The organism is Streptomyces auratus, assembly GCF_050433025.1.
Taxonomy (GTDB): Bacteria; Actinomycetota; Actinomycetes; order Streptomycetales; family Streptomycetaceae; genus Streptomyces; species Streptomyces sioyaensis.
On sequence record NZ_JBNGCB010000003.1, the window covers coordinates 3,112,533 to 3,130,589 of the forward strand.

The following is an 18,057-nucleotide window of genomic DNA, read 5'->3' on the forward strand; positions in this document are numbered from 1 at the left end:
CGGAATGCTGGAGGGGACACCACACACACCACACAACCCGCGCGACACGCTGGCGATGCGGCTGCCGGACCGCCGGGCCGACGACGAGATAGCCGGCGACGGGCCGGCGCCCGGCGGCGAGGGGGGCGGGGAAGGCCGTACGCCGCAGCCGGGGCGGGGCCGGCCCGCCGCGGACAAGGGGGAGGGCGCGGACGGCGGGCTGCGACGCTCCTCGCTCCTGATGGCGCTGGGGACCGTGGTCTCCCGGGCCACCGGAATGATCCGCACGATGCTCCAGGCGGGCGCACTCGGCACCGGACTGCTCGCCACCACGTACAACATGGCCAATGTCATCCCGATGAGCATCTACACCCTGATGATCGGCGGCGCGCTCAATTCGGTGCTGGTGCCGCAGCTGGTACGGGCCAGGGCCGAGCACCCGGACGGCGGACGCGCCTATGAACAGCGCCTGGTCACCCTGGTCCTGAGCGTCCTCGCGGCCGGCACCGTGCTGTCGGTCTGGGCCGCGCCGCAGATCGTCGCCGTCTACACCAGCGACACCCCCAAGAACCACGCCGCCTTCGAGCTCACCGTGGTCTTCGCCCGCTTTCTGCTGCCGCAGATCTTCTTCTACGGCCTGTTCTTCATCCTCGGCCAAGTCCTCAACGCCCGGAGCAAGTTCGGCGCGATGATGTGGACACCGGTGCTCAACAACGTCGTGCTGATCACGATGTTCGGCCTCTACCTCGGCCTGCTGGCCGGCCCGGACCGCATCGAGGACATCACCCCGGGCCAGATCGACTTCCTGGGCATCGTCACCACGGGCGGTATCGCCGTCCAGGGCCTGGCCCTGATCCCCTTCGTCCGCGCATCCGGCTTCCGCTTCCGGCCGCGCTTCGACTGGCGCGGCAGCGGTCTGCGCAAGAGCATCGCGGCCGCCCGGTGGACGCTGCTGCTGGTGCTCGCCAACCTGGCCGCGATGACCGTCGTCACCCACTTCGCCGGCGCCGCGGACCAGCAACTCCCCACCGGGGGCGTCGGATATACCGGCTACAGCCTTGCCCAGAGCATCTGGGTGCTGCCGCAGTCGATCATCACCGTCTCGTTGGTGACCGCGCTGCTGCCACGGATGAGCCGGGCGGTCGCCGAGCACCGCCTGGACGACATGCGCGCCGATCTCTCCCACGGGCTGCGGATCAGCGGGGTCCTCATCGTCCCGGCCGCCTTCTTCTTCCTCGCGCTCGGCCCGCAGACCGACCAACTCCTGTTCGCCCACGGCGCCGTGGACGCGGCGTCGGCCGTGCCCGCAGGGCAGATGCTGCAGGCCTTCGGGCTCGGGCTGATCCCGTACTCCGCCCAGTACCTGCTGCTGCGCGGCTTCTACGCCTTCGAGGACACCCGTACGCCGTTCTGGACGGCGCTGTGCATCGCCGCCGTCAACATCGGCCTGGCCGCGGCCTGCCACCTCTGGCTGCCCGCCCGCTGGGCGGTCATCGGGATGGCCGCCGCCTACGCCGTCGCGTACGGAATCGGGCTGCTGCTCACCGTGGTGCTGCTGCGCCGCCGGCTCGCCGGACGCCTCGACGGCCGGCGGCTGTGTCGTACCTACGGCAAGTTGGCCCTCTCCGCGGCCGCGGCCGCCGCGCTGGGCCGGCTCGTGGCGGGTGCCTGCTCCGGTGTGTCCATCCCGGCGGGCTGGGCCTCTGTGCCGGCCCTGGCCGCCGGCGGCCTCACCATGGCGCTGGCCTTCGTGCTGCTGGCCCGCGTCCTGAAGGTCGCTGAGCTGCGCAGTCTGCCCGGTCTGCGCTGACCGGGCAGCGCGCTCCGTCACACCGCTCGGGGCCGCGGCCAGGACGCCCGGGCGGCGGCCCCGAGCCAGCCGATGACGGCGGCGACCGTGGTGTCGCCGAGGCTCGCGATCTCCGTCAGGGCCGTCAGATCGCCGTCGGCGGGAGCGACGCCCGCCGCGGTGAGCGCGGCCTGGAGCTCCTGCCGGCGGCGGTCGGGCATCGCCACCGGCCCCTGCCGCTGCTCCTCGGGGCGCGGCGGAGCCGGCGGCCGCTCCTGCGGGAGCAGCGGCTCGAAGTGCAGCCGGTCCTCCGGGCGGGGCGGCGGGAGAACGGGGTCTGCGCGGTACGCGGACGGGCGCTCCTGCGGGTTCGCCGGCGCACCGAGACGCTCCTCGGGGCGCGGGGGAGCGAGCACATAGCCCGGCGTGGCACCGTACGGCGGGGGAGTGGGGCGGTACTGCGACATGGGGGCCTCCACAACTCACGGTCCGAAGGGTTCGAGGGGATTCGGGGAATTCGGGGGATCGGTGGGGTTCGGGGCATTCGATGAACAAGCTGTCAGTTCTTCGGAAGCCGGACCGTGCCCGTCCGGTTGCGGGTGAGGTGCGAGTTCACCCGATAAGGCCAAAGTGCGCCGGTTGTTTCGTTAGCGTGGCCGCATGCCGAGCCCGGAAGAACTGCCGAACCCGTACTGGAATCACAATGTGCACTATCACCGGCTCGTGCTGGACGCCGTGCCGGACGGCTGCACCCGGGCACTGGACATCGGATGCGGCGACGGCCTGCTGGTCCGCAAACTCGCGCGGCGGATTCCCGAGGTGACCGGCGTGGACCGCTCGTCGGCGATGATCCGGCTGGCTCGCGAGGCCGGGGCCCGGACCCCGAATGCCACCTTTGTCGAGGCGGACTTCATGACGGCGGCGGACGGCGTTCTTCCCGGCCCCTACGACTTCCTCTCCGCCGTGGCCGTCCTCCATCACCTGGACTTCACGGCCGCGGTTCGCCGGATGGCCGACCTGCTCGCGCCCGGCGGGCGCCTCGTCGTCATCGGCCTGGCGAACAACGGGACGCCGCTGGACTGGCTCATCGGCGTGGCGGGCCTGCCCGCCTCCTTGTTCCTCGCCCGCCGCAACCTCGGCAAGTCCGGACCGTCGGGCCTGCCGATGCAGGATCCCGACATGACGTGGAGTGAGATCCGGCGCGCGGCACAGGACATGCTGCCGGGCAGCCGCGTCCGCCGCCATCTGCTGTGGCGCTATGCGTGGGTGTGGGACAAACCGGGTTCCTGAATGCGGGCGGTCGGAGGGTGAGCGGGGCGCCAACTCGCCGGCGCCGGCAGCGCTTTTCCTTCCCCGCGACGGGATGACCTGAGGCCCTGCCCCACCGATAGCAGGCGTCGGAGTTCCCCAGGCCCAACCTCACGTGGTCCTTGCCTTCCTGACGGGGTATCGGCGGTAGTGCTGTTTTTCGGGGGAATTCAGTGATTGCCACGCAGTGGACACATGACTCGCCCCAGCTGTTCACACCGTGGTGATTCCGGCAATGGAAAGCTGCCTGCGGCCGTGTTTCCCAACGGCCGGCGCGGGTCGCGCCCCCACATTTCGCGACTCGGCGCCACAATTCGGGGAGAGGACACCCTTCGTGGATACCACTCGCGTGACCCGTCGCGCCCGTACCGCACTGGCGCTTGCCACCGGAACGGTGCTGACGGCGGTGGTCGTACAGATCCCGGCCAGTGCGACGGCCACCGTGCCCGCACGCCACCATGTCGCTGCCGCACCCATCGCTCCGCACTCGTCCCATTCCCTCAGGACATTTGACGCCGCGTCGCATGACACCACGTCGTATGACGACACGTACTACAAGGACGCCCTCGGCAAGACCGGCCCGGCGCTCAAGGAATCACTGCACCGGATCATCAGCACCACCCAGACCGGAAAGCTGACGTACGACGCGGTCTGGGACGCGCTCAAGGACACCGACCAGGACCCGGCCAACAGCGCGAACGTGATTCTGCTGTACTCCGGCCGGTCGGCGAGCAAGAACGCCAACGGCGGCGGCCCGGACGACTGGAACCGCGAACACGTCTGGGCGAAGTCCCACGGCGACTTCGGTACCGACACCGGCCCCGGCACCGACCTCCACCACCTGCGCCCGGCCAATGTCTCCGTCAACAGCGCCCGCGGCGACAAGGACTTCGACAAGGGCGGTGCGGAGGTCCCCGAGGCGCCGGGCAACTACACCGACGACGACTCCTTCGAGCCCCGTGACGCGGTCAAGGGCGATGTTGCCCGCATGATCCTCTACATGGCCGTCCGTTACGACGGCGGTGACGGCTTCCCGGACCTGGAGCCCAACGACAAGGTCGGCAACGGCACCGAGCCGCACATCGGCAAGCTCTCCGTACTGAAGCAGTGGAGCAGGCAGGACCCGCCGGACGCCTTTGAGAAGCACCGCAACCAGGTGATATTCGACAAGTACCAGCACAACCGGAACCCGTTCATCGACCACCCGGAGTGGGTCGACGAGATCTGGTAAGCGGCAGCCGGCCGCGCGGGCCGGGACCGGTGGTCGGCCCGCCGGTCCCGGCCCGCCGCGTACGGCAGTCGGGGCGCTCGCACATCGGATGGCGTATGCCAGACGGCGGCGCGCCCGGGTCGTTTTTAGCGTGGGCCACATGTCTCGCGTGAGTTGGGTCCCCGTCAGAGTCGCCACCACCGCCACCCTTTGTGCCGCCGGCCTGTGGGCCGTGCCCGGCCAGGCAGCCGCCGATGGCCCCAACGGCATCGACGACCTGCGGCCCGGAGCGCACCTGGTCGATCCGGCCGTTGCCGAGAACGGCCTGGACCGGCGCGGCGTGCAGTTCCTGCCCCGGGCGGACGTGCCCGAGCCACCGGACGTCTCCGCCCTGTCCTGGATGGTGACGGACATGGAGAGCGGCAAGGTCCTGGCGGCCAAGAACGCCCACCGGCCCCTGCCGCCCGCCAGCACCCTCAAGACGCTCTTCGCCGTGACGGTGCTGCCGAGGTTCGCCCAGAGGGAGGTGCACACCGTCTCGCTGGCGGACCTGTCCGGTATCGAGGCCGGGAGTTCGCTCGCCGGCCTCAGGGAGGACATGCCCTACCACGTCGATGACCTGTGGCGTGGCGTCTTCCTGCGCTCGGGCAGCGATGCCGTCCACACCCTGGCCGCCATGAACGGCGGCTGGAACAAGACGATCGACGACATGCAGGAGACCGCGCGCCGCCTCGGCGCCCGCGACACGCGGGTGGAGTCGGCCGACGGGTTCGACACGCCGGGCCAGGTCTCCTCGGCCTACGACCTGACGCTCTTCGGGCGGGCCGGTCTGCACAACCCGGACTTCGCCGACTTCGCGGCGACGAAGCAGGCACAGCTTCCGCAGGACGGCGGCCCGGACTCGTTCGGCATCCAGAACACCAACCGGCTGCTGGTCGGCTCACACGGCGTCAGGCCGTACGACGGGCTGATCGGGGTGAAGAACGGCTACACCAGCCACGCCGGCAACACCCTGATCGCCGCGGCCCGGCGCGACGGGCGGACGCTGCTGGTCACCCTCATGAACCCGCAGTCCGGGGCCCCGAACGCCGTCTACGAGGAAACCCGCACCCTGCTGGACTGGGGCTTCGAGGCGGCCGGGCACACCACGCCCGTCGGCGCGCTCCCGGCCTGGTCGCCCGGCGATGCCGACGGCGGATCGGAGCATGCCGCCCATCAGCGGCAGCCCGCCCTGCACAAGGCGGCGATCGGGCCGCAGACGGACGCCGGATGGCAGGGTCGGTACTGGTGGATGCTGTCGGCCATCGGGGCCGTCGCCGTCGCGGGCCTCGGTACCGGGGTGTGGTGGCGCCGGCGCAAGCTGAGCGCGGGCGCGGGCGCGGGCGCGGGCGCGAGTGAGAGCGAGGGCGGGGAGGCCGGGGAGTCCGGCTGAGCCGCCGCCCGCACCGCCAGGCTGTCGTACATCTGTCCGATCGGTCAGGGATACGGAGGACGTGCGATGGCCTCGGCCGGTGAAGGGCGACGCGTCCGTCATGGTTGTGCGGCCTGCCGGGGGTTGCTCGGTGTAGCGTCCTGATCAGCTGTCGTGGTTCCGAAGTGCCGGACGCCCGTGTCGCATTCACGGGCGTCCTTGCTGTGTAGCGCGTCTCCGGACCAGGGCGATCACCTCCGGGTTCCGCAGCACGCGGAAGCCGACTCAAGCCCATTGAACGAAGGAGACGGACATGGCTTCCGGCACGGTGAAGTGGTTCAACTCGGAGAAAGGCTTCGGCTTTATCGCCCAGGACGGCGGCGGTGCCGACGTCTTCGCGCACTACTCGAACATCGACGCCACGGGCTTCCGCGAGCTGCAAGAGGGCCAGAAGGTGACCTTCGAGGTCACCCAGGGGCACAAGGGCCCCCAGGCGGAGAAGATCCGGCTGGCGTAATACGCGGACTCGCCCCTCGGTGCCCGCTCCCGATCCCGGGGCGGGCACCGTCGCATGCGCTACGGCGCCGGCCTCACCCCATCGGCCCCGTCCACCGGCACCCCGTGGGCGCGGGGGCACCGGGCGCGGGCCGGCCGGATGGCGCGGTGCTCATCCGTGCGGCGTACGGCGGAGCGGCGGAAGGTGACCGCCGCCGGGCGGGCCGCTCAGGTCTGCGGTGGCCGGTCCTGGCCCGGTCCGCCGCCGAACTCGTCCCTGAGCTTCTCCTGGCCCGTGTCGACCTGGCCCTTGTACTTGCCCTGGGTCTTGTCGTCGACCATGTCACCGGCCTTTTCGACGCCCTTGTCGGTCTGGCTTTCGTGGCCCTTCAGCATGCTCTTGATCTTGTCCATCATGGACATGAGTCGTCCTCCTCACCACGATCCCCCACGACTCCAGCATCGTCCTGTCCCGGGGGATCTGCATCAGGGGGCCCGGCAGGGCGCCCGCTGCCGGGGTAGGGCACCGGTGAGGCGGTGAATTCCCGGCTGCCGGAGGGCCGCCGGCGCCGCGGTGAGCCGGTGTCCGGGGGCGCAGCGGCATCGCCACGGGAAGCGGACGGCTCCTGCCGTGGCGCGCAGCGGCGAGGGTCCCGCGCCGCCGCTGCCCGTCGGAGGCTCCCGCCCACCCGTGTGGAGCAGTGTCCCCGCGGAAATTCCCCGGAACTGCCGTCGGCCCACTCGACGGGCACGGCGCCGCGGTCCGGCTGAGAATGCAGCGGTGAGCGATGAACACCGCAGTGCCGAAGACGCCGCGCCGCGCGCCGTGCCGTGTGACGAGGACCGACGGCTCGCCAGGAAGGCACTGGCCGGCCATGCGCGGAACGCGGCCGACCTGTCGATGTTGATGGACATGCTGGGCCTGGACCCGAGCCGTGACGCGGACGCCGAGCCGCCCTGCTGCCAGGATCCGGGCCATGGCCACGAGTGTGGCGGTGGCCCGGGGGCCGGGCGGAGCGCCGGCCGTGAGCGTGAGCGGCGGCCCGAGCCACGCCGGGACACCTGCCGGGACGCCCGGTCACGCTCGGGCGGGCCGCGGGCATAGGCCGCGGCCGGCGGGGCCTGCGTCCCCCCCGTTCGGCCGCACGCCGGCGCCCTCCCGCTCAGCAGCAGGGCCACGATCGGGAACGGGCGGAGAAGCAGCCGGATCGTGTTCCCCCGCCGGTCCCGCCGACCCTCCCCTCGGACGGGGGCCCGGCCCCGCTCCCGCCCCGCTCCCGCGCCGGACTGATCGCGCGTCACATCCGCACCGTGCGGCCCCGCAGGGCGCTCCCGGACGGTGCCACGATGCCTCGTAGCGGCACCGGTGACAGACTTGGCGTCGCAGGTCATCGACCCGCTACCCGCCGGAGGAGGCTGTGCAGATGTCCGGCACAGGCGAGGTCCCCGCGCGGCCCGGGACGCGCCCGCGCGCCCTGGTCACCGGTGCCACCGGCTACATCGGCGGCCGTCTGATCCCCGAGCTGCTCACGGCCGGGTACGCCGTACGCGCACTGGCCAGGACCCCCGAGAAGCTGCGCGACCATCCCTGGGCGACGCAGACGGAGGTGCTGCGCGGCGATGTCACCGACGCCGAGTCGGTGGCCACTGCCATGGACGGCGTCGACATCGCCTACTACCTGGTGCACGCCCTGGGCAGCGGTACGCGGTTCGAGGACACCGACCGCAAGGCCGCCCAGATCTTCGCCCGGCAGGCCCGCGCCGCCGGAGTGCGCCGGATCGTCTACCTCGGCGGCCTCGCCCCGGCGGGCATCCCCGAGCAGGACCTCTCACCCCATCTGCGCTCCCGCGCCGAGGTCGCGGACATCCTGCTGGCGTCCGGCGTCCCCACCGCCGTGCTGCGCGCCGCCGTCATCATCGGCTCCGGCTCGGCCTCGTTCGAGATGCTGCGCTATCTCACCGAGCGGCTGCCGGTCATGGTCACCCCCAGCTGGGTGCGCACCCGTATCCAGCCGGTCGCCGTCCGCGACGTGCTGCGCTACCTGGTGGGCTGTGCCCGCCTGCCCGACGACGTCAGCCGGGCCTTCGACATCGGCGGACCCGAAGTGCTCACCTACCGCGCCATGATGCAGCGCTACGCACACGTCGCCGAGCTACCCGAACGGCTGATCCTGCCGGTGCCGATGCTCACCCCGCGCCTGTCCAGCCTCTGGATCGGCCTGGTCACGCCCGTACCGCCCGGCCTGGCCCGTCCGCTGGCCGAATCGCTGCGGTACGAGGTCGTCTGCCGCGAGCACGACATCGCCCGGTACGTCCCCGACCCGGACCCGCCGGGCCACCCCATCGCCTTCGACGAGGCGCTGCGACTGGCGCTGCGCCGGGTGCGGGACGCCGAGGTCGCCACCCGCTGGTCGAACGCCGCGGTGCCCGGCGCGCCGAGCGATCCCCTGCCCACCGACCCCGACTGGGCCGGCGGCAGCCTCTACACCGACCGGCGGGAGCGGACCGTGGACGCGCCGCCCGAGGCGCTGTGGCGGGTGGTCGAAGGCATCGGCGGCGACAACGGCTGGTACTCCTTCCCGCTCGCCTGGGCGGTGCGCGGCTGGCTGGACCGGCTGGTCGGCGGGGTGGGGCTGCGCAGGGGCAGACGGGACGCCCGCCGGCTGCGGGTCGGTGACTCGCTCGACTTCTGGCGCGTCGAGGAGGTCGACCCGGGGCGCCTGCTGCGGCTGCGCGCCGAGATGCGGCTCCCCGGCCTGGCCTGGCTGGAGCTGACCGTCGGCCGCGACGCCCAGGGCCGGACGCGCTACGGCCAGCGGGCCCTGTTCCACCCGCACGGACTGACCGGCCATGCGTACTGGTGGTCCGTCTCGCCCTTCCACGCCGCGGTGTTCGGCGGCATGGCCCGCAACATCGCCGCCACCGCGGAGGCCGAACACCGGGCCCGTCGGGAGTGACCGCCGAGGAACAGGCTGCTGTCGGGTCGGCCGAACTCCCGGTCGCCACAAGGGTGCTGATCGTCCCCTCGGACACGCCGACAGCGGGCCCCGGGCCTGCGTCGCCCGGGAACCCGCTGTCATGAGTGACTCAGTGGTGCGTCACCACACCGGCCGCGAACCGGCCGCAGTTGGAGCCGGAGACGCTGACCGCGACCGACTCGATCGAGCCGCCCCAGTCCACGCAGATGCCCTTACCGGGCAGATAGACGGGACCGGCGTAGGCGGTGTACTTACCGCTGTCGTACACCCACGGGGAACTGCCGTTGGTGGCCGTGACATAGGCGGACATCTGCACGGCCTTACCGGCCTTGTTCCGCACCGTGACGACACAGTTCTTTCCGGTCTTTGCGCTGTACGTCAGGTACACGGTCCCCTTTCCGGTGACCGGTACGGAATTCACTACTCTGTAGCCGCTTCCGCAGGCTCCGTTGTACGCGGCTGCCTTCGGCGCGGCGGTTGCGGTGGTGGCCGTCGCCATCGTGGCGATTCCCGCCACGGCCAGCATTGCCGATCCTGCGATGGCACGTGAACGCTTCATGTGAATACCCCCGTTGGGTGCAGTGCCGTGCATTGGTCGTTGCGCAGTGTTGGACACCGACCGGTCCTGGATGGTTGCACCACAGACCTGAATTCCCTTTTTTCTGGCCGAGTTGAGATGCTGGGACAAGGGGTTTCCGTGAATGCTGTGGCGGCAGGGGCGCAAGGGGTACGGCAAAAGGCCGGTCCCCGGCGCCGGAGAGGGCGCCGGGGACCGGCCGGGGGTGGCGGGGGTGCGGGCTCAGCGGCCGTTGGCGAGGACCTTGAGGCGGCCGTACGAACCGTTGAAGCGGTTGCGGTCGCCCACCGGGTGACCGGAGGAGGTGTGCTGCCAGATGCTGTGGTAGCCCCAGCCGTGGGGCAGTTTGCCGACGGAGGAGCCGTAGCGCGGGATCCACAGCGGATTCGTCCTGCCGAACTTGCCGGAGTTGCCGGTGCACCGCTTCCACCAGTTGGTGGAGGTGTAGATGACCGGGTAGCGGCCGGTCTCCTCCCGGTAGGTCTGCACGAAGTCGTGGATCCAGTTGACCATCCCCTTGTGGCTCTTGCCGTAGCAGGTCGCGCCGTAGGGGTTGTACTCCATGTCGAGGGCGCCGGGCAGCGTCCTGCCGTCCCGGGACCAGTCGCCGCCGTGGTCGGCGAAGTACTCCGCCTGGGAACCGCCGCTGGAGTGGTCGGGCAGCGCGAAGTGGTACGCGCCGTGGATCATGCCGGAGTTGTACGAGCCCCGGTACTGCTGCGCGAAGTACGGGTTCGTGTAGTTGGTCCCCTCGGTGGCCTTGACGTAGGCGAACCGCACCCCGGACCTGCGCAGTCCCGACCAGCCGACTTTGCGGTTGTGGCTGGAGACGTCGACGCCGGACACGCCCCTTCTGGACGAGGCCCGTGGTGCGAGGCCACCGGCCGCGGCCCGGAGGGTGCCCTCATGGGCCACGATGGTGGACCCCATCCAGTCCTGGTCGGGGTGGGCGGGTCTCTTCCCGGCATCCTGCGCCGTGGCGGCGCCGGACAGCGCGAGGGGCAGCACGGAGAGAAGAGAGACAAGAGTTCCGGCCGCAATAGGGACAGTACGGCGGGCCGGACCGGATCTGCGCAAGGGCATCGCATGCCTCCGAAGGCCTTCGGTTGAGTCAGGTTCGGCAGCTTTTGAGCAGAATCCTGCCGATAAGAGACTTATACGCAGAACCGCCTGACGCCATGGCCCAACAGGCCGTCAGTCCGCCGACCGGCCCCGCATCTCACCCGTCTGGCGGCCGAAGCGGCCGGGCCCCCGTCCGAGCACGTGTCCGAGGACAGAGCGAAGCGGGCCCCGGCTGTGCCGGGACCCGCTTCACCGCGCAGCGGCGAACGCGCCATTCCGCCGCTTCGCAAGCTGCCTTATGCAGAGCCTGTCGGCTCGCTTGTGGGGTCCGTCATACCCGTTGCCTCATCCGGTCGGTCCGGCCTCGGTGCGTGGGCGACGGCTCTTCGGCCGCGTCGGCTCAGTAGGCCGAGTCGACGTTGTCGATCGAGCCGTAGCGGTCGGCCGCGTAGTTGGCCGCGGCGGTGATGTTGGCGACCGGGTCGGTGAGCTTGTTGGCGGTGCCGGCCACGTGGTACTGGTCGAACGTGGGCTGGATCACCTGCAGCAGGCCCTTGGACGGTATGCCGTTGACGGCGTTGACGTCCCAGCCGTTGACGGCGTTCGGGTCGCCGCTGGACTCCCGCATGATGTTGCGGTGCAGGCCCTCGTAGGAGCCCGGGATGCCCTTGGCCTTCATGATGTCCAGGGACTGGCGGATCCAGCCGTCCAGGTTGTTCGGGTAGTGCTTGACGGCCTTGCGCTCGGTGGAGCGGTTGGCGGCCTGCAGGGCGCTGTGCTGCTTCGCGACGCCGCTGACCTTCACGCGGTCGGCGACCGAGGCGGTCACCGCGCGGCTGGGCTTGGCGTCGTCGGCCTTCGCCGGCTGGCCCTTCGCATCGACGGTCTGGACCGCGGCCGGGGCGTGCTCAGAAGCGGCCTGAGCGGCGTCCGGAGCCGAGGTGAGGGCCAGGCCCGAGGTGGCACCCGCGGCGGCCAGAACGGCCACGGCGATCTTGTGGGTGCGGGTGATGCGGGTGATACGGGCAGCGCGGGGCAGGGTGAAGCTGGGCATGCAGAGTGACCTCTTCCAGGTACGGGGACGGGGAGGCGGCCTTTTTGGCGGCGCGAGACGAACCGGAGGTCTTCGCTGCGTTCGCCTTGGGGCGTGAATCGCAAACTCGCTCTCAGCGCGTCGGAATCCATGGTTAACGCCCGTCCCGAATTGAGGCAATGGTGCTCTGTACTACTCCTCTTCGTGAGAGAAACCTGCATCCCCGAAGTGATAAGCGTTTCTGGCTCTGTTGACCCGGATTGGCCACACGCTATCGACTAGGCACAGTCGTAAGTGACATACGTCGCGTGCGTCGGGTCACCCGAGAGCGGCCGCAAAGACCCCTGGAGTCCCGGCTATAAGTTGCCTGGCTCACACCGGAATTGCCGCTCTCCGGCACCGCTTTACCCGCCGGCGGCCGCCGATTTATCCGGGCGAGGGACCTGCGCGGCGCACCGGGAATCCGTAAATGTGGCGAGGGGCACTGTGTCCGGGCCCGAAAAAGGCGGTAATTGTGGCCCGACTCACGGCCGATTCACGGCCCCTTCACGGCCGGGTCGTGGCCCGCCGTCACGGGCGCGCGACGCGGGGGAGGGGCGGCGTCCGCTCGGCCGTTGGTGAGCCTGGGATACGGCGATACGGCGGTGCCGCTGGGCCGTTCGCAGCAGCTTCCGGGGCTGTCGCATGACTACGGGCCCTCCGCTCCCGGAGGGTGACACCGCACACTGTCCGCACCCACCGTAGGGAAGTGCTCATGCTCCGTCGTCTTGCCGTCGTTCTCACCGGTCTTCTCGTCACGGGCTTCCTCGCCGCCGGCCCCGCGGCCGCGGCGCCGGCCGATGGCCACCGTCATCTCACCCCCAAGGAACGGGAGGGACTTCGCGTGGCCGAGCAGGTCCTCGACGTCCTCTTCGGCGCTCCGGTGCAACGGGACCGCTACTGACGGGCGGCGCACCCGCACCGCGGCAACGGCAATGGCCCCACCCGCGAGTTGCGGGCAGGGCCACTGCCGTTGCCATGCCTGGGGCCGCCTGGGCGGCACCCGTCTCAGTCTGCTCCGACCGTCCGCACGGTCGTGTCCCGTCGGCTCAGTAGGCCGAGTTGACGTTGTCGATCGAGCCGTAGCGGTGCGCCGCGTAGTTGGCCGCGGCGGTGATGTTGGCGACCGGGTCGGTGAGCTTATGGGGCGTGCCCGACACGTGGTACGTGTTGAACGTGGGCTGGATCACCTGCAGCAGGCCCTTGGACGGGATGCCGTTGATGGCATTGATGTCCCAGTCGTTGACGGCGTTCGGGTTGCCGCTGGACTCCCGCATGATGTTGCGGTGCAGGCCCTCGTACGAGCCCGGTATGCGCTTGGACTTCATGATGTCGAGCGACTCACGGATCCAGCCGTCGAGGTTGTTCGCGTAGCGCTTGGGGGAGGCCTTCGGCGCGGCCTTGGGGGCGGCCTTGGGAGCGGCGGCCTTCGGCGCGGCGATGACCTTGCGGTCCGCGGACCGGTCGGCGGCCTGCTTGGCCGCGTGGCCCTGCTTCGCGACGGCGGTGACCTTGAGGCCGGTGGTGAGGGACGAGGCGAGCTGCTGGTCCTTCTTGCCGGCGTCGGCCCGGTCCTTCGCGGTGAGCGGCAGGCCGTTGGCGCTGACCGGCTTCACCGCGGCCGGCGCATGGGCGGCGGTGGTCTCGGCGTTGCTCGGCGCCGCGGTGAGCGCCAGGGCGGCGGCACAGCTTGCGGACGCCACCACTGCCGCGGAGATCTTGTGGGCGCGGGTGATGCGGGTCGTACGGACGGTGCGGGGCAGGGTGAAACCGGGCATGCGGGTGTGACCTCTTCCAGGGCTTGGTGGCGGGGGAGGCGGCCTTCGGTTGGCGCGTGAGAACCGAGGGTCATGGCCGCGTCCGCCGTTCTGGCTGAGTCCGCAGGCTCGTTCTCGGTGCTACGCGGAACATGGTTAACGCGGGCCCTGGATGGTGGCAATGATGCTTTGTACTACTTATCTTCGTGAGATGGGGCGAGATGTCCCTTATAAATACGGCGCTATGCGGTAATACCGGGAAAGGCGGCGACTAGGGGCGCTCGTACGTGACGTACGTCGCGTGCCGTGCATCACCCGGCAAGGACGTCAAAGGCTTCTCCGAAGCCCCGCAAAGTTGCCTGGCTCACACGGGGAAGAGGTATTTCCGCGGCGGGAAGCGGCGGGAAGCGGCGATCCGGATCGATCACCGAGCGCCTTGTCGCTCGCGCCCCCGGGGAATCCCCAGGGGGCGCGACGAAGCGGGGGCGGGGAAATGCGGAATATCAGTCGGCGAGCAGGCGCGCCGCGAGGTGCTCGATGCGGTCGTGCCAGGCATCCAGCGCGGCGGCCGTGTCGAAACCCCGCGGGCCGGTCTGGGTGAGGACGAGACGGGCGCCGTGGCCGGTGCCCCGGCCCAGCTCCCAGCGGACCATGCCCTGCGGATGCCAGCGGTAGGCGAGCACCGACGGGGCCTGTACCTCGGTGACGGGCCCGGCCGCCGCCTCCCCCGCGGTGAAGCCCTCCGGCGCCGGTGCACCGGCCGCGGGCTCCTCGCCCGAGGTCAGCGCGGCCCAGACCGTCTCGGCGGGCTTGACGAGCTGACGCTCGAAGCGGATCCGCGGGCCGTCCGCGGTGTCCTCGATCACGCCGTGCCCGAGATCGAACTGCTCGACGTACGCCTCGTGCAGCTCGCCCATATCGCGCTCCACGGCGGTCGAGGTGCCGTCCAGGAGCTGCGACAGTGCGGTGAGACACAGATGCCAGCCGGACGCGAAGCTGGCGCCGCCGAAGCGGTCGCCGAAGGTGTGCACCAAGGTCAGCAGCGAGCCCTCCCCGTCCGGGGCGATCTCCCAGCGCAGATGGTCCTCGCCCCAGGTGAAGGCGAACAGTCGGGGCTCCTCGGCATCGGTGACCGTTCCGGTCATGGCGATCCCGCTGACGCCGGGCATGGTGAAGGTCATCGCACCGCCGGGCCGGAGTTCGACGGTGACCTCGGAGGGGAACCACTGCCCGATCTGCGCCGGGTCGGTGATCGCCGACCAGACCTTCGCGGGCGGGTGGGCGAGCCTGCGCTCCATGCGCAGCGCGGTGCGGCCGTCGGAGGTGGTGAGGGAGTCGGAGTGCGGGTTCATCGGGGGTCGTCCTCCATGGCGTCGAGGTGCCGTTCCAGGGCGTCAAGGCTCCCGGCCCACAGGTGCCGGTAGTGGGCGAGCCAGGCGTCCAGCTCCGCCAGGGGCTCGGGTCGGAGCTCGTACCACCGGCGCTGGGCGTCCCGCCGGACCCGGACGAGTCCGGCCTCGCGGAGCACCCGCAGATGCTTGGAGGTGCCGGGCTGGCTCAGCCCGAGCAGCTCCGTGAGCTCGCCGACCAGGCGCGGTCGCTCCAGGAGCAGGTCGAGGATCTTGCGCCGGCTCGGCTCGGCGAGCACGTCGAACGGTATGGGCATGGCCCCAGCATGCCTCGAAGGTTATATAACCTCAAGGGGATCTACCCGGCTCCGTGGATCACGCACACGCCGGGTCGGCCGCGGACGGCTCCCTGCGCACCACCGGCGCGAGGCAGGGTGCCGAGCTCAGCGGGCCATCGGTGAAGAACCGGGCGGCCAAGTCCCCTACCTCCTGCGGGCGTTCGAGCACCACCCAGTGATCGGCATCGGGAATCGTCAGAAAGCGGCTGCCCGGGATGGTGGCCGCGAAGTCACGCTGGCGGGCCGGGGAGGTCACCGTGTCGTGCTCGCCACTGAAGACGAGGGTGGGGATGCCGGCCAGTCCGCCGGAGAAGTCCGGGCGGTCCAGGAGCCCGCGGTTCAGCGCTTCGACGGTGTGCCGGGAGTTCCGGGCCGCGTGCAGCATCGAGCGCCTGACGTAGCGGTACGCCAGCTCACGGTGGACGACGTGCCGGCCGGTGTCGAGACACATCAGCCCCTCGGTGACGAGGGTGGCGAAGGACTCGGTGTCGCCGTCCACCAGGTGGTCGGAAGCCCGCCGCCACAGCTCCACCTGCGCCTCGCTGATATGGGCCGGAACCCCGCCGAGGGCGAGCCGTGCGATGCGCCCGGGGAACCGCCGGGCGCACCCGTACGCCAGGCCCGCGCCGTAGGAGAAGCCGAAGAGATTGACCCGCGGAACGTCCAGATCGTCGATGATCCGCTCGATCGCCGCGCAGACGAGATCGATGCTCGGCCCCGGGGGGAGCGGATCGGCGTTCCCCATGCCCGGCAGGTCGGCGGTCACCACATCCGCCACCGGCCCGACATGGTCTTCCATCTGCGCCCAGCCGAACATCCCCTGCAGTGCGCCGCCCAGCACCAGCACGGGCTCGGTGCTCCGCTCCGGCTGCCGCAGCCGCCGGTAGGAATAGGACAGCCCGCACACCGACAGGGTGCGGATCATTTCCTCGGACATGGCAGATTCCTTCTCGGGGCACCGGCGGGAGCGTGCGCGCCGATGGGCGGTCCAGGGCGGGTCTCGGATCACCCCGGGGCCGCGGCCTGATCCGGGCGGATCCGAAAGAGCCGCCCTAGCGGGTCAGTACCAGCGCGGCATTGTGCCCGCCGAAGCCGAGCGACGTCTTGACCGCACAGTCGAAGGCCGCCTGCCGGGCTTCCTTGCGCACGATGTCGATCGGGATCCGCGGATCCGGCACGTCGAGGTTGGCGGTCGGCGGCACCAGCTGCTGCTCCAGGGCGAGCACGGTGAGCGCGGTCTCGATGCCGCCGGCGGCGCCCAGGGCGTGTCCGGTCATCGCCTTCGTCGAGGTGACCAGGGGATGATCGCCGAGCACCCGGTGCAGCATGACCGCCTCGATCCGGTCATTGACCACCGTCGAGGTGCCGTGCGCATTGACGTGCCCGACGTCGCCCGGCTGCACCTCCGCGTCCGCCAGCGCGGTACGCAGCGCCCGCTCGATGCCGTTGCCCTCGGGGTCCGGGGCCACCGCGGCGTAGGCGTCGCTGGACGCGCCGTATCCGCGGATATGCGCGCGGACGGGCGCCCGGCGGGCCCGGGCGTGCTCGGGGCGCTCCAGCACCAGGAGCCCGGCGCCCTCGCCGACCACGAAGCCGTCCCGGCCCGCATCGAAGGGGCGGCAGGCCGCGGCCGGGTCGTCCCGGCGGGTGGAGACCGCCTTCATCTGGCAGGCGCTGGCGATCAGCAGCCGGGACAGCACCGACTCCGCCCCGCCGGCGATGGCGATGTCGCAGACCCCGGCGCGCAGCAGCTGGTGCGCGGTGCCCAGCGCGACGGTGCCGGAGGAGCAGGCCGTGGCCACGCCCAGGCTGGGGCCGTGGGCGCCGAGATCCGTGCAGACACTGCTGGCGGCGCTGTTGACGACGGTCAGCGGGGCGAGCTTGGGCGAGACCCGCCGGGCGCCGCGCCCGGCCATCGCCACATGCTGCTGGTCGTAGAACGGCAGCCCGCCGTGCGCGGAGCCGATGACCACCGCGACGCGGCTGCTGTCCCAGGATTCCGTGTCGAGTCCGGCATCGGAGACGGCCTCCCGGGCGGCGATGACCGCCAGCTGCGAGAAGCGGTCCATCAGCCGCTGGGTGGCCACACCCAGCAGCCCGAGGGTGTCCAGATCCGTCACGGTGTACATGAAGTCGCAGGGCAGATCGGCGAGTTCCTCGTGGCGCGCCACGCCGGTGGGCACCGTGTCCTGGGTGACGGAGTGCCAGGTGGCCTTCGCGCCGACGCCCGCCGCGGTGACCAGTCCCAGTCCTGTTACGGCCGCGGAGAACGGCTCCTGGCGGCCCGTCATGCCGGAACTTTGCCGTCGACGGCCGCCACCAGCTGGCCCACGGTGTTCCGCGGGGTCAGCGTCACCTCGTCGAGGTCGATGTCCAGCCGCTCCTCGATGAGCACGCGGAGCTCTTCCAGTGCCAGGGAGTCCAGCCGCAGGCTGCGCAGCGGAGTCCCGTCGGTGATGTCGCCCGAGGAGACCCCGAACCGTTGGACCAGCATGGTGGTGACAACTTCTGCCGCATTCACGTGGCGCTCCTCCTTGTCGTAGGCGATGCTGCCAACCGCGTCGTGGGCGGGATTTCACCGGCGGCTCCGGCTGGTTTGACCACCCTTTATACGCCTTTGTCCTGATGACTCCCCAACCTTGGTAGCTCAATGGGGTGATGAGCGCACCAGGGTGGGCAAGGCGTCCGTGCCTCGCCTTGCGGATGCCGCGGAAAGCACCTACGTACGTAAC

The 18,057-nt window shown here is 70.9% G+C and carries 19 protein-coding genes; 8 read left to right on the top strand and 11 right to left on the bottom strand.

Annotated features, from left to right (window positions below; all coding sequences use genetic code 11):
• Positions 1-4: 4 nt before the first annotated feature.
• Positions 5-1,789, top strand: coding sequence for a murein biosynthesis integral membrane protein MurJ (gene murJ / locus BKA18_RS33325; protein WP_366047210.1), 1,785 nt, complete (start codon positions 5-7; stop codon positions 1,787-1,789).
• A 17-nt stretch (positions 1,790-1,806) separates the two neighbouring features.
• Here the strand turns inward: murJ and BKA18_RS33330 are convergent, their stop codons facing one another.
• Positions 1,807-2,235, bottom strand: a complete 429-nt coding sequence (locus BKA18_RS33330; RefSeq protein ID WP_366047211.1) for a hypothetical protein — start codon at positions 2,233-2,235, stop codon at positions 1,807-1,809.
• 193 nt (positions 2,236-2,428) lie between these two features.
• On the opposite strand from BKA18_RS33330, the gene BKA18_RS33335 reads away from it, so the two are divergent.
• The 4 genes from BKA18_RS33335 (at position 2,429) to BKA18_RS33350 (ending at position 6,214) form a co-directional block, all read left to right on the top strand.
• Positions 2,429-3,058, top strand: coding sequence for a class I SAM-dependent methyltransferase (locus BKA18_RS33335; protein ID WP_366047212.1), 630 nt, complete (start codon positions 2,429-2,431; stop codon positions 3,056-3,058).
• A gap of 352 nt (positions 3,059-3,410) precedes the next feature.
• Positions 3,411-4,307: an endonuclease I family protein gene (locus BKA18_RS33340; RefSeq protein ID WP_366047213.1), complete on the top strand. Its 897-nt coding sequence runs from the start codon at positions 3,411-3,413 to the stop codon at positions 4,305-4,307.
• Between the two features lie 139 nt (positions 4,308-4,446).
• Positions 4,447-5,718: a D-alanyl-D-alanine carboxypeptidase family protein gene (locus BKA18_RS33345; RefSeq protein WP_366047214.1), complete on the top strand. Its 1,272-nt coding sequence runs from the start codon at positions 4,447-4,449 to the stop codon at positions 5,716-5,718.
• A 292-nt stretch (positions 5,719-6,010) separates the two neighbouring features.
• A complete protein-coding gene (locus tag BKA18_RS33350) occupies positions 6,011-6,214 on the top strand; it encodes a cold-shock protein (protein WP_006601696.1) in 204 nt (67 codons plus the stop codon).
• A gap of 206 nt (positions 6,215-6,420) precedes the next feature.
• On the opposite strand, the gene BKA18_RS33355 is transcribed toward BKA18_RS33350, so the two are convergent.
• On the bottom strand, positions 6,421-6,615 hold the full coding sequence (locus tag BKA18_RS33355; RefSeq protein ID WP_006601695.1) for an antitoxin: 195 nt from the start codon (positions 6,613-6,615) through the stop codon (positions 6,421-6,423).
• Positions 6,616-6,973: 358 nt separating this feature from the next.
• Here BKA18_RS33355 and BKA18_RS33360 point away from each other — a divergent pair, with 358 nt between their 5' ends.
• Both BKA18_RS33360 and BKA18_RS33365 read left to right on the top strand, forming a co-directional pair.
• A complete protein-coding gene (locus tag BKA18_RS33360) occupies positions 6,974-7,297 on the top strand; it encodes a hypothetical protein (RefSeq protein ID WP_366047215.1) in 324 nt (107 codons plus the stop codon).
• 319 nt (positions 7,298-7,616) lie between these two features.
• Positions 7,617-9,149, top strand: coding sequence for an SDR family oxidoreductase (locus BKA18_RS33365; protein WP_366047216.1), 1,533 nt, complete (start codon positions 7,617-7,619; stop codon positions 9,147-9,149).
• Between the two features lie 130 nt (positions 9,150-9,279).
• On the opposite strand, the gene BKA18_RS33370 is transcribed toward BKA18_RS33365, so the two are convergent.
• The 3 genes from BKA18_RS33370 to BKA18_RS33380 form a co-directional block, all read right to left on the bottom strand.
• A complete protein-coding gene (locus tag BKA18_RS33370) occupies positions 9,280-9,729 on the bottom strand; it encodes a spore-associated protein A (protein ID WP_382967364.1) in 450 nt (149 codons plus the stop codon).
• Between the two features lie 240 nt (positions 9,730-9,969).
• Complete coding sequence (locus BKA18_RS33375; RefSeq protein WP_366047217.1) at positions 9,970-10,830, bottom strand: lysozyme; 861 nt, start codon at positions 10,828-10,830, stop codon at positions 9,970-9,972.
• Between the two features lie 379 nt (positions 10,831-11,209).
• A complete protein-coding gene (locus BKA18_RS33380) occupies positions 11,210-11,863 on the bottom strand; it encodes a transglycosylase SLT domain-containing protein (RefSeq protein WP_366047218.1) in 654 nt (217 codons plus the stop codon).
• Between the two features lie 733 nt (positions 11,864-12,596).
• Here BKA18_RS33380 and BKA18_RS33385 point away from each other — a divergent pair.
• Positions 12,597-12,785 (top strand): hypothetical protein, encoded by a 189-nt coding sequence (locus tag BKA18_RS33385; protein WP_366047219.1) that lies wholly within the window; start codon positions 12,597-12,599, stop codon positions 12,783-12,785.
• A gap of 145 nt (positions 12,786-12,930) precedes the next feature.
• On the opposite strand, the gene BKA18_RS33390 is transcribed toward BKA18_RS33385, so the two are convergent.
• From BKA18_RS33390 to BKA18_RS33415, 6 genes are all read right to left on the bottom strand, one after another.
• Complete coding sequence (locus tag BKA18_RS33390; RefSeq protein WP_366047220.1) at positions 12,931-13,659, bottom strand: transglycosylase SLT domain-containing protein; 729 nt, start codon at positions 13,657-13,659, stop codon at positions 12,931-12,933.
• A gap of 482 nt (positions 13,660-14,141) precedes the next feature.
• On the bottom strand, positions 14,142-14,990 hold the full coding sequence (locus tag BKA18_RS33395; RefSeq protein WP_366047221.1) for an SRPBCC family protein: 849 nt from the start codon (positions 14,988-14,990) through the stop codon (positions 14,142-14,144).
• On the bottom strand, positions 14,987-15,304 hold the full coding sequence (locus tag BKA18_RS33400; RefSeq protein ID WP_366047222.1) for an ArsR/SmtB family transcription factor: 318 nt from the start codon (positions 15,302-15,304) through the stop codon (positions 14,987-14,989). The genes BKA18_RS33395 and BKA18_RS33400 overlap by 4 nt, the downstream gene beginning before the upstream one ends.
• 58 nt (positions 15,305-15,362) lie before the next feature.
• A complete protein-coding gene (locus tag BKA18_RS33405) occupies positions 15,363-16,262 on the bottom strand; it encodes an alpha/beta fold hydrolase (RefSeq protein ID WP_366047223.1) in 900 nt (299 codons plus the stop codon).
• A 115-nt stretch (positions 16,263-16,377) separates the two neighbouring features.
• On the bottom strand, positions 16,378-17,616 hold the full coding sequence (locus BKA18_RS33410) for a beta-ketoacyl-[acyl-carrier-protein] synthase family protein (protein ID WP_006601685.1): 1,239 nt from the start codon (positions 17,614-17,616) through the stop codon (positions 16,378-16,380).
• The gene (locus tag BKA18_RS33415) at positions 17,613-17,846 is read right to left on the bottom strand and encodes an acyl carrier protein (protein ID WP_006601684.1); all 234 of its coding nucleotides are present in this window, start codon (positions 17,844-17,846) and stop codon (positions 17,613-17,615) included. Before BKA18_RS33415 ends, BKA18_RS33410 begins: the two co-directional genes overlap by 4 nt.
• Positions 17,847-18,057 lie beyond the last annotated feature (211 nt).

What these genes read in the sequence shown, in the direction of transcription:
- murJ (WP_366047210.1), top strand. Translation starts at nt 5, where the DNA reads ATGCTGGAGGGGACACCACACACACCACACAACCCGCGCGACACGCTG.
- BKA18_RS33330 (WP_366047211.1), bottom strand. Translation starts at nt 2,235, where the DNA reads ATGTCGCAGTACCGCCCCACTCCCCCGCCGTACGGTGCCACGCCGGGC.
- BKA18_RS33335 (WP_366047212.1), top strand. Translation starts at nt 2,429, where the DNA reads ATGCCGAGCCCGGAAGAACTGCCGAACCCGTACTGGAATCACAATGTG.
- BKA18_RS33345 (WP_366047214.1), top strand. Translation starts at nt 4,447, where the DNA reads ATGTCTCGCGTGAGTTGGGTCCCCGTCAGAGTCGCCACCACCGCCACC.
- BKA18_RS33350 (WP_006601696.1), top strand. Translation starts at nt 6,011, where the DNA reads ATGGCTTCCGGCACGGTGAAGTGGTTCAACTCGGAGAAAGGCTTCGGC.
- BKA18_RS33355 (WP_006601695.1), bottom strand. Translation starts at nt 6,615, where the DNA reads ATGTCCATGATGGACAAGATCAAGAGCATGCTGAAGGGCCACGAAAGC.
- BKA18_RS33365 (WP_366047216.1), top strand. Translation starts at nt 7,617, where the DNA reads ATGTCCGGCACAGGCGAGGTCCCCGCGCGGCCCGGGACGCGCCCGCGC.
- BKA18_RS33370 (WP_382967364.1), bottom strand. Translation starts at nt 9,729, where the DNA reads ATGAAGCGTTCACGTGCCATCGCAGGATCGGCAATGCTGGCCGTGGCG.
- BKA18_RS33375 (WP_366047217.1), bottom strand. Translation starts at nt 10,830, where the DNA reads ATGCCCTTGCGCAGATCCGGTCCGGCCCGCCGTACTGTCCCTATTGCG.
- BKA18_RS33380 (WP_366047218.1), bottom strand. Translation starts at nt 11,863, where the DNA reads ATGCCCAGCTTCACCCTGCCCCGCGCTGCCCGTATCACCCGCATCACC.
- BKA18_RS33385 (WP_366047219.1), top strand. Translation starts at nt 12,597, where the DNA reads ATGCTCCGTCGTCTTGCCGTCGTTCTCACCGGTCTTCTCGTCACGGGC.
- BKA18_RS33390 (WP_366047220.1), bottom strand. Translation starts at nt 13,659, where the DNA reads ATGCCCGGTTTCACCCTGCCCCGCACCGTCCGTACGACCCGCATCACC.
- BKA18_RS33395 (WP_366047221.1), bottom strand. Translation starts at nt 14,990, where the DNA reads ATGAACCCGCACTCCGACTCCCTCACCACCTCCGACGGCCGCACCGCG.
- BKA18_RS33400 (WP_366047222.1), bottom strand. Translation starts at nt 15,304, where the DNA reads ATGCCCATACCGTTCGACGTGCTCGCCGAGCCGAGCCGGCGCAAGATC.
- BKA18_RS33405 (WP_366047223.1), bottom strand. Translation starts at nt 16,262, where the DNA reads ATGTCCGAGGAAATGATCCGCACCCTGTCGGTGTGCGGGCTGTCCTAT.
- BKA18_RS33410 (WP_006601685.1), bottom strand. Translation starts at nt 17,616, where the DNA reads ATGACGGGCCGCCAGGAGCCGTTCTCCGCGGCCGTAACAGGACTGGGA.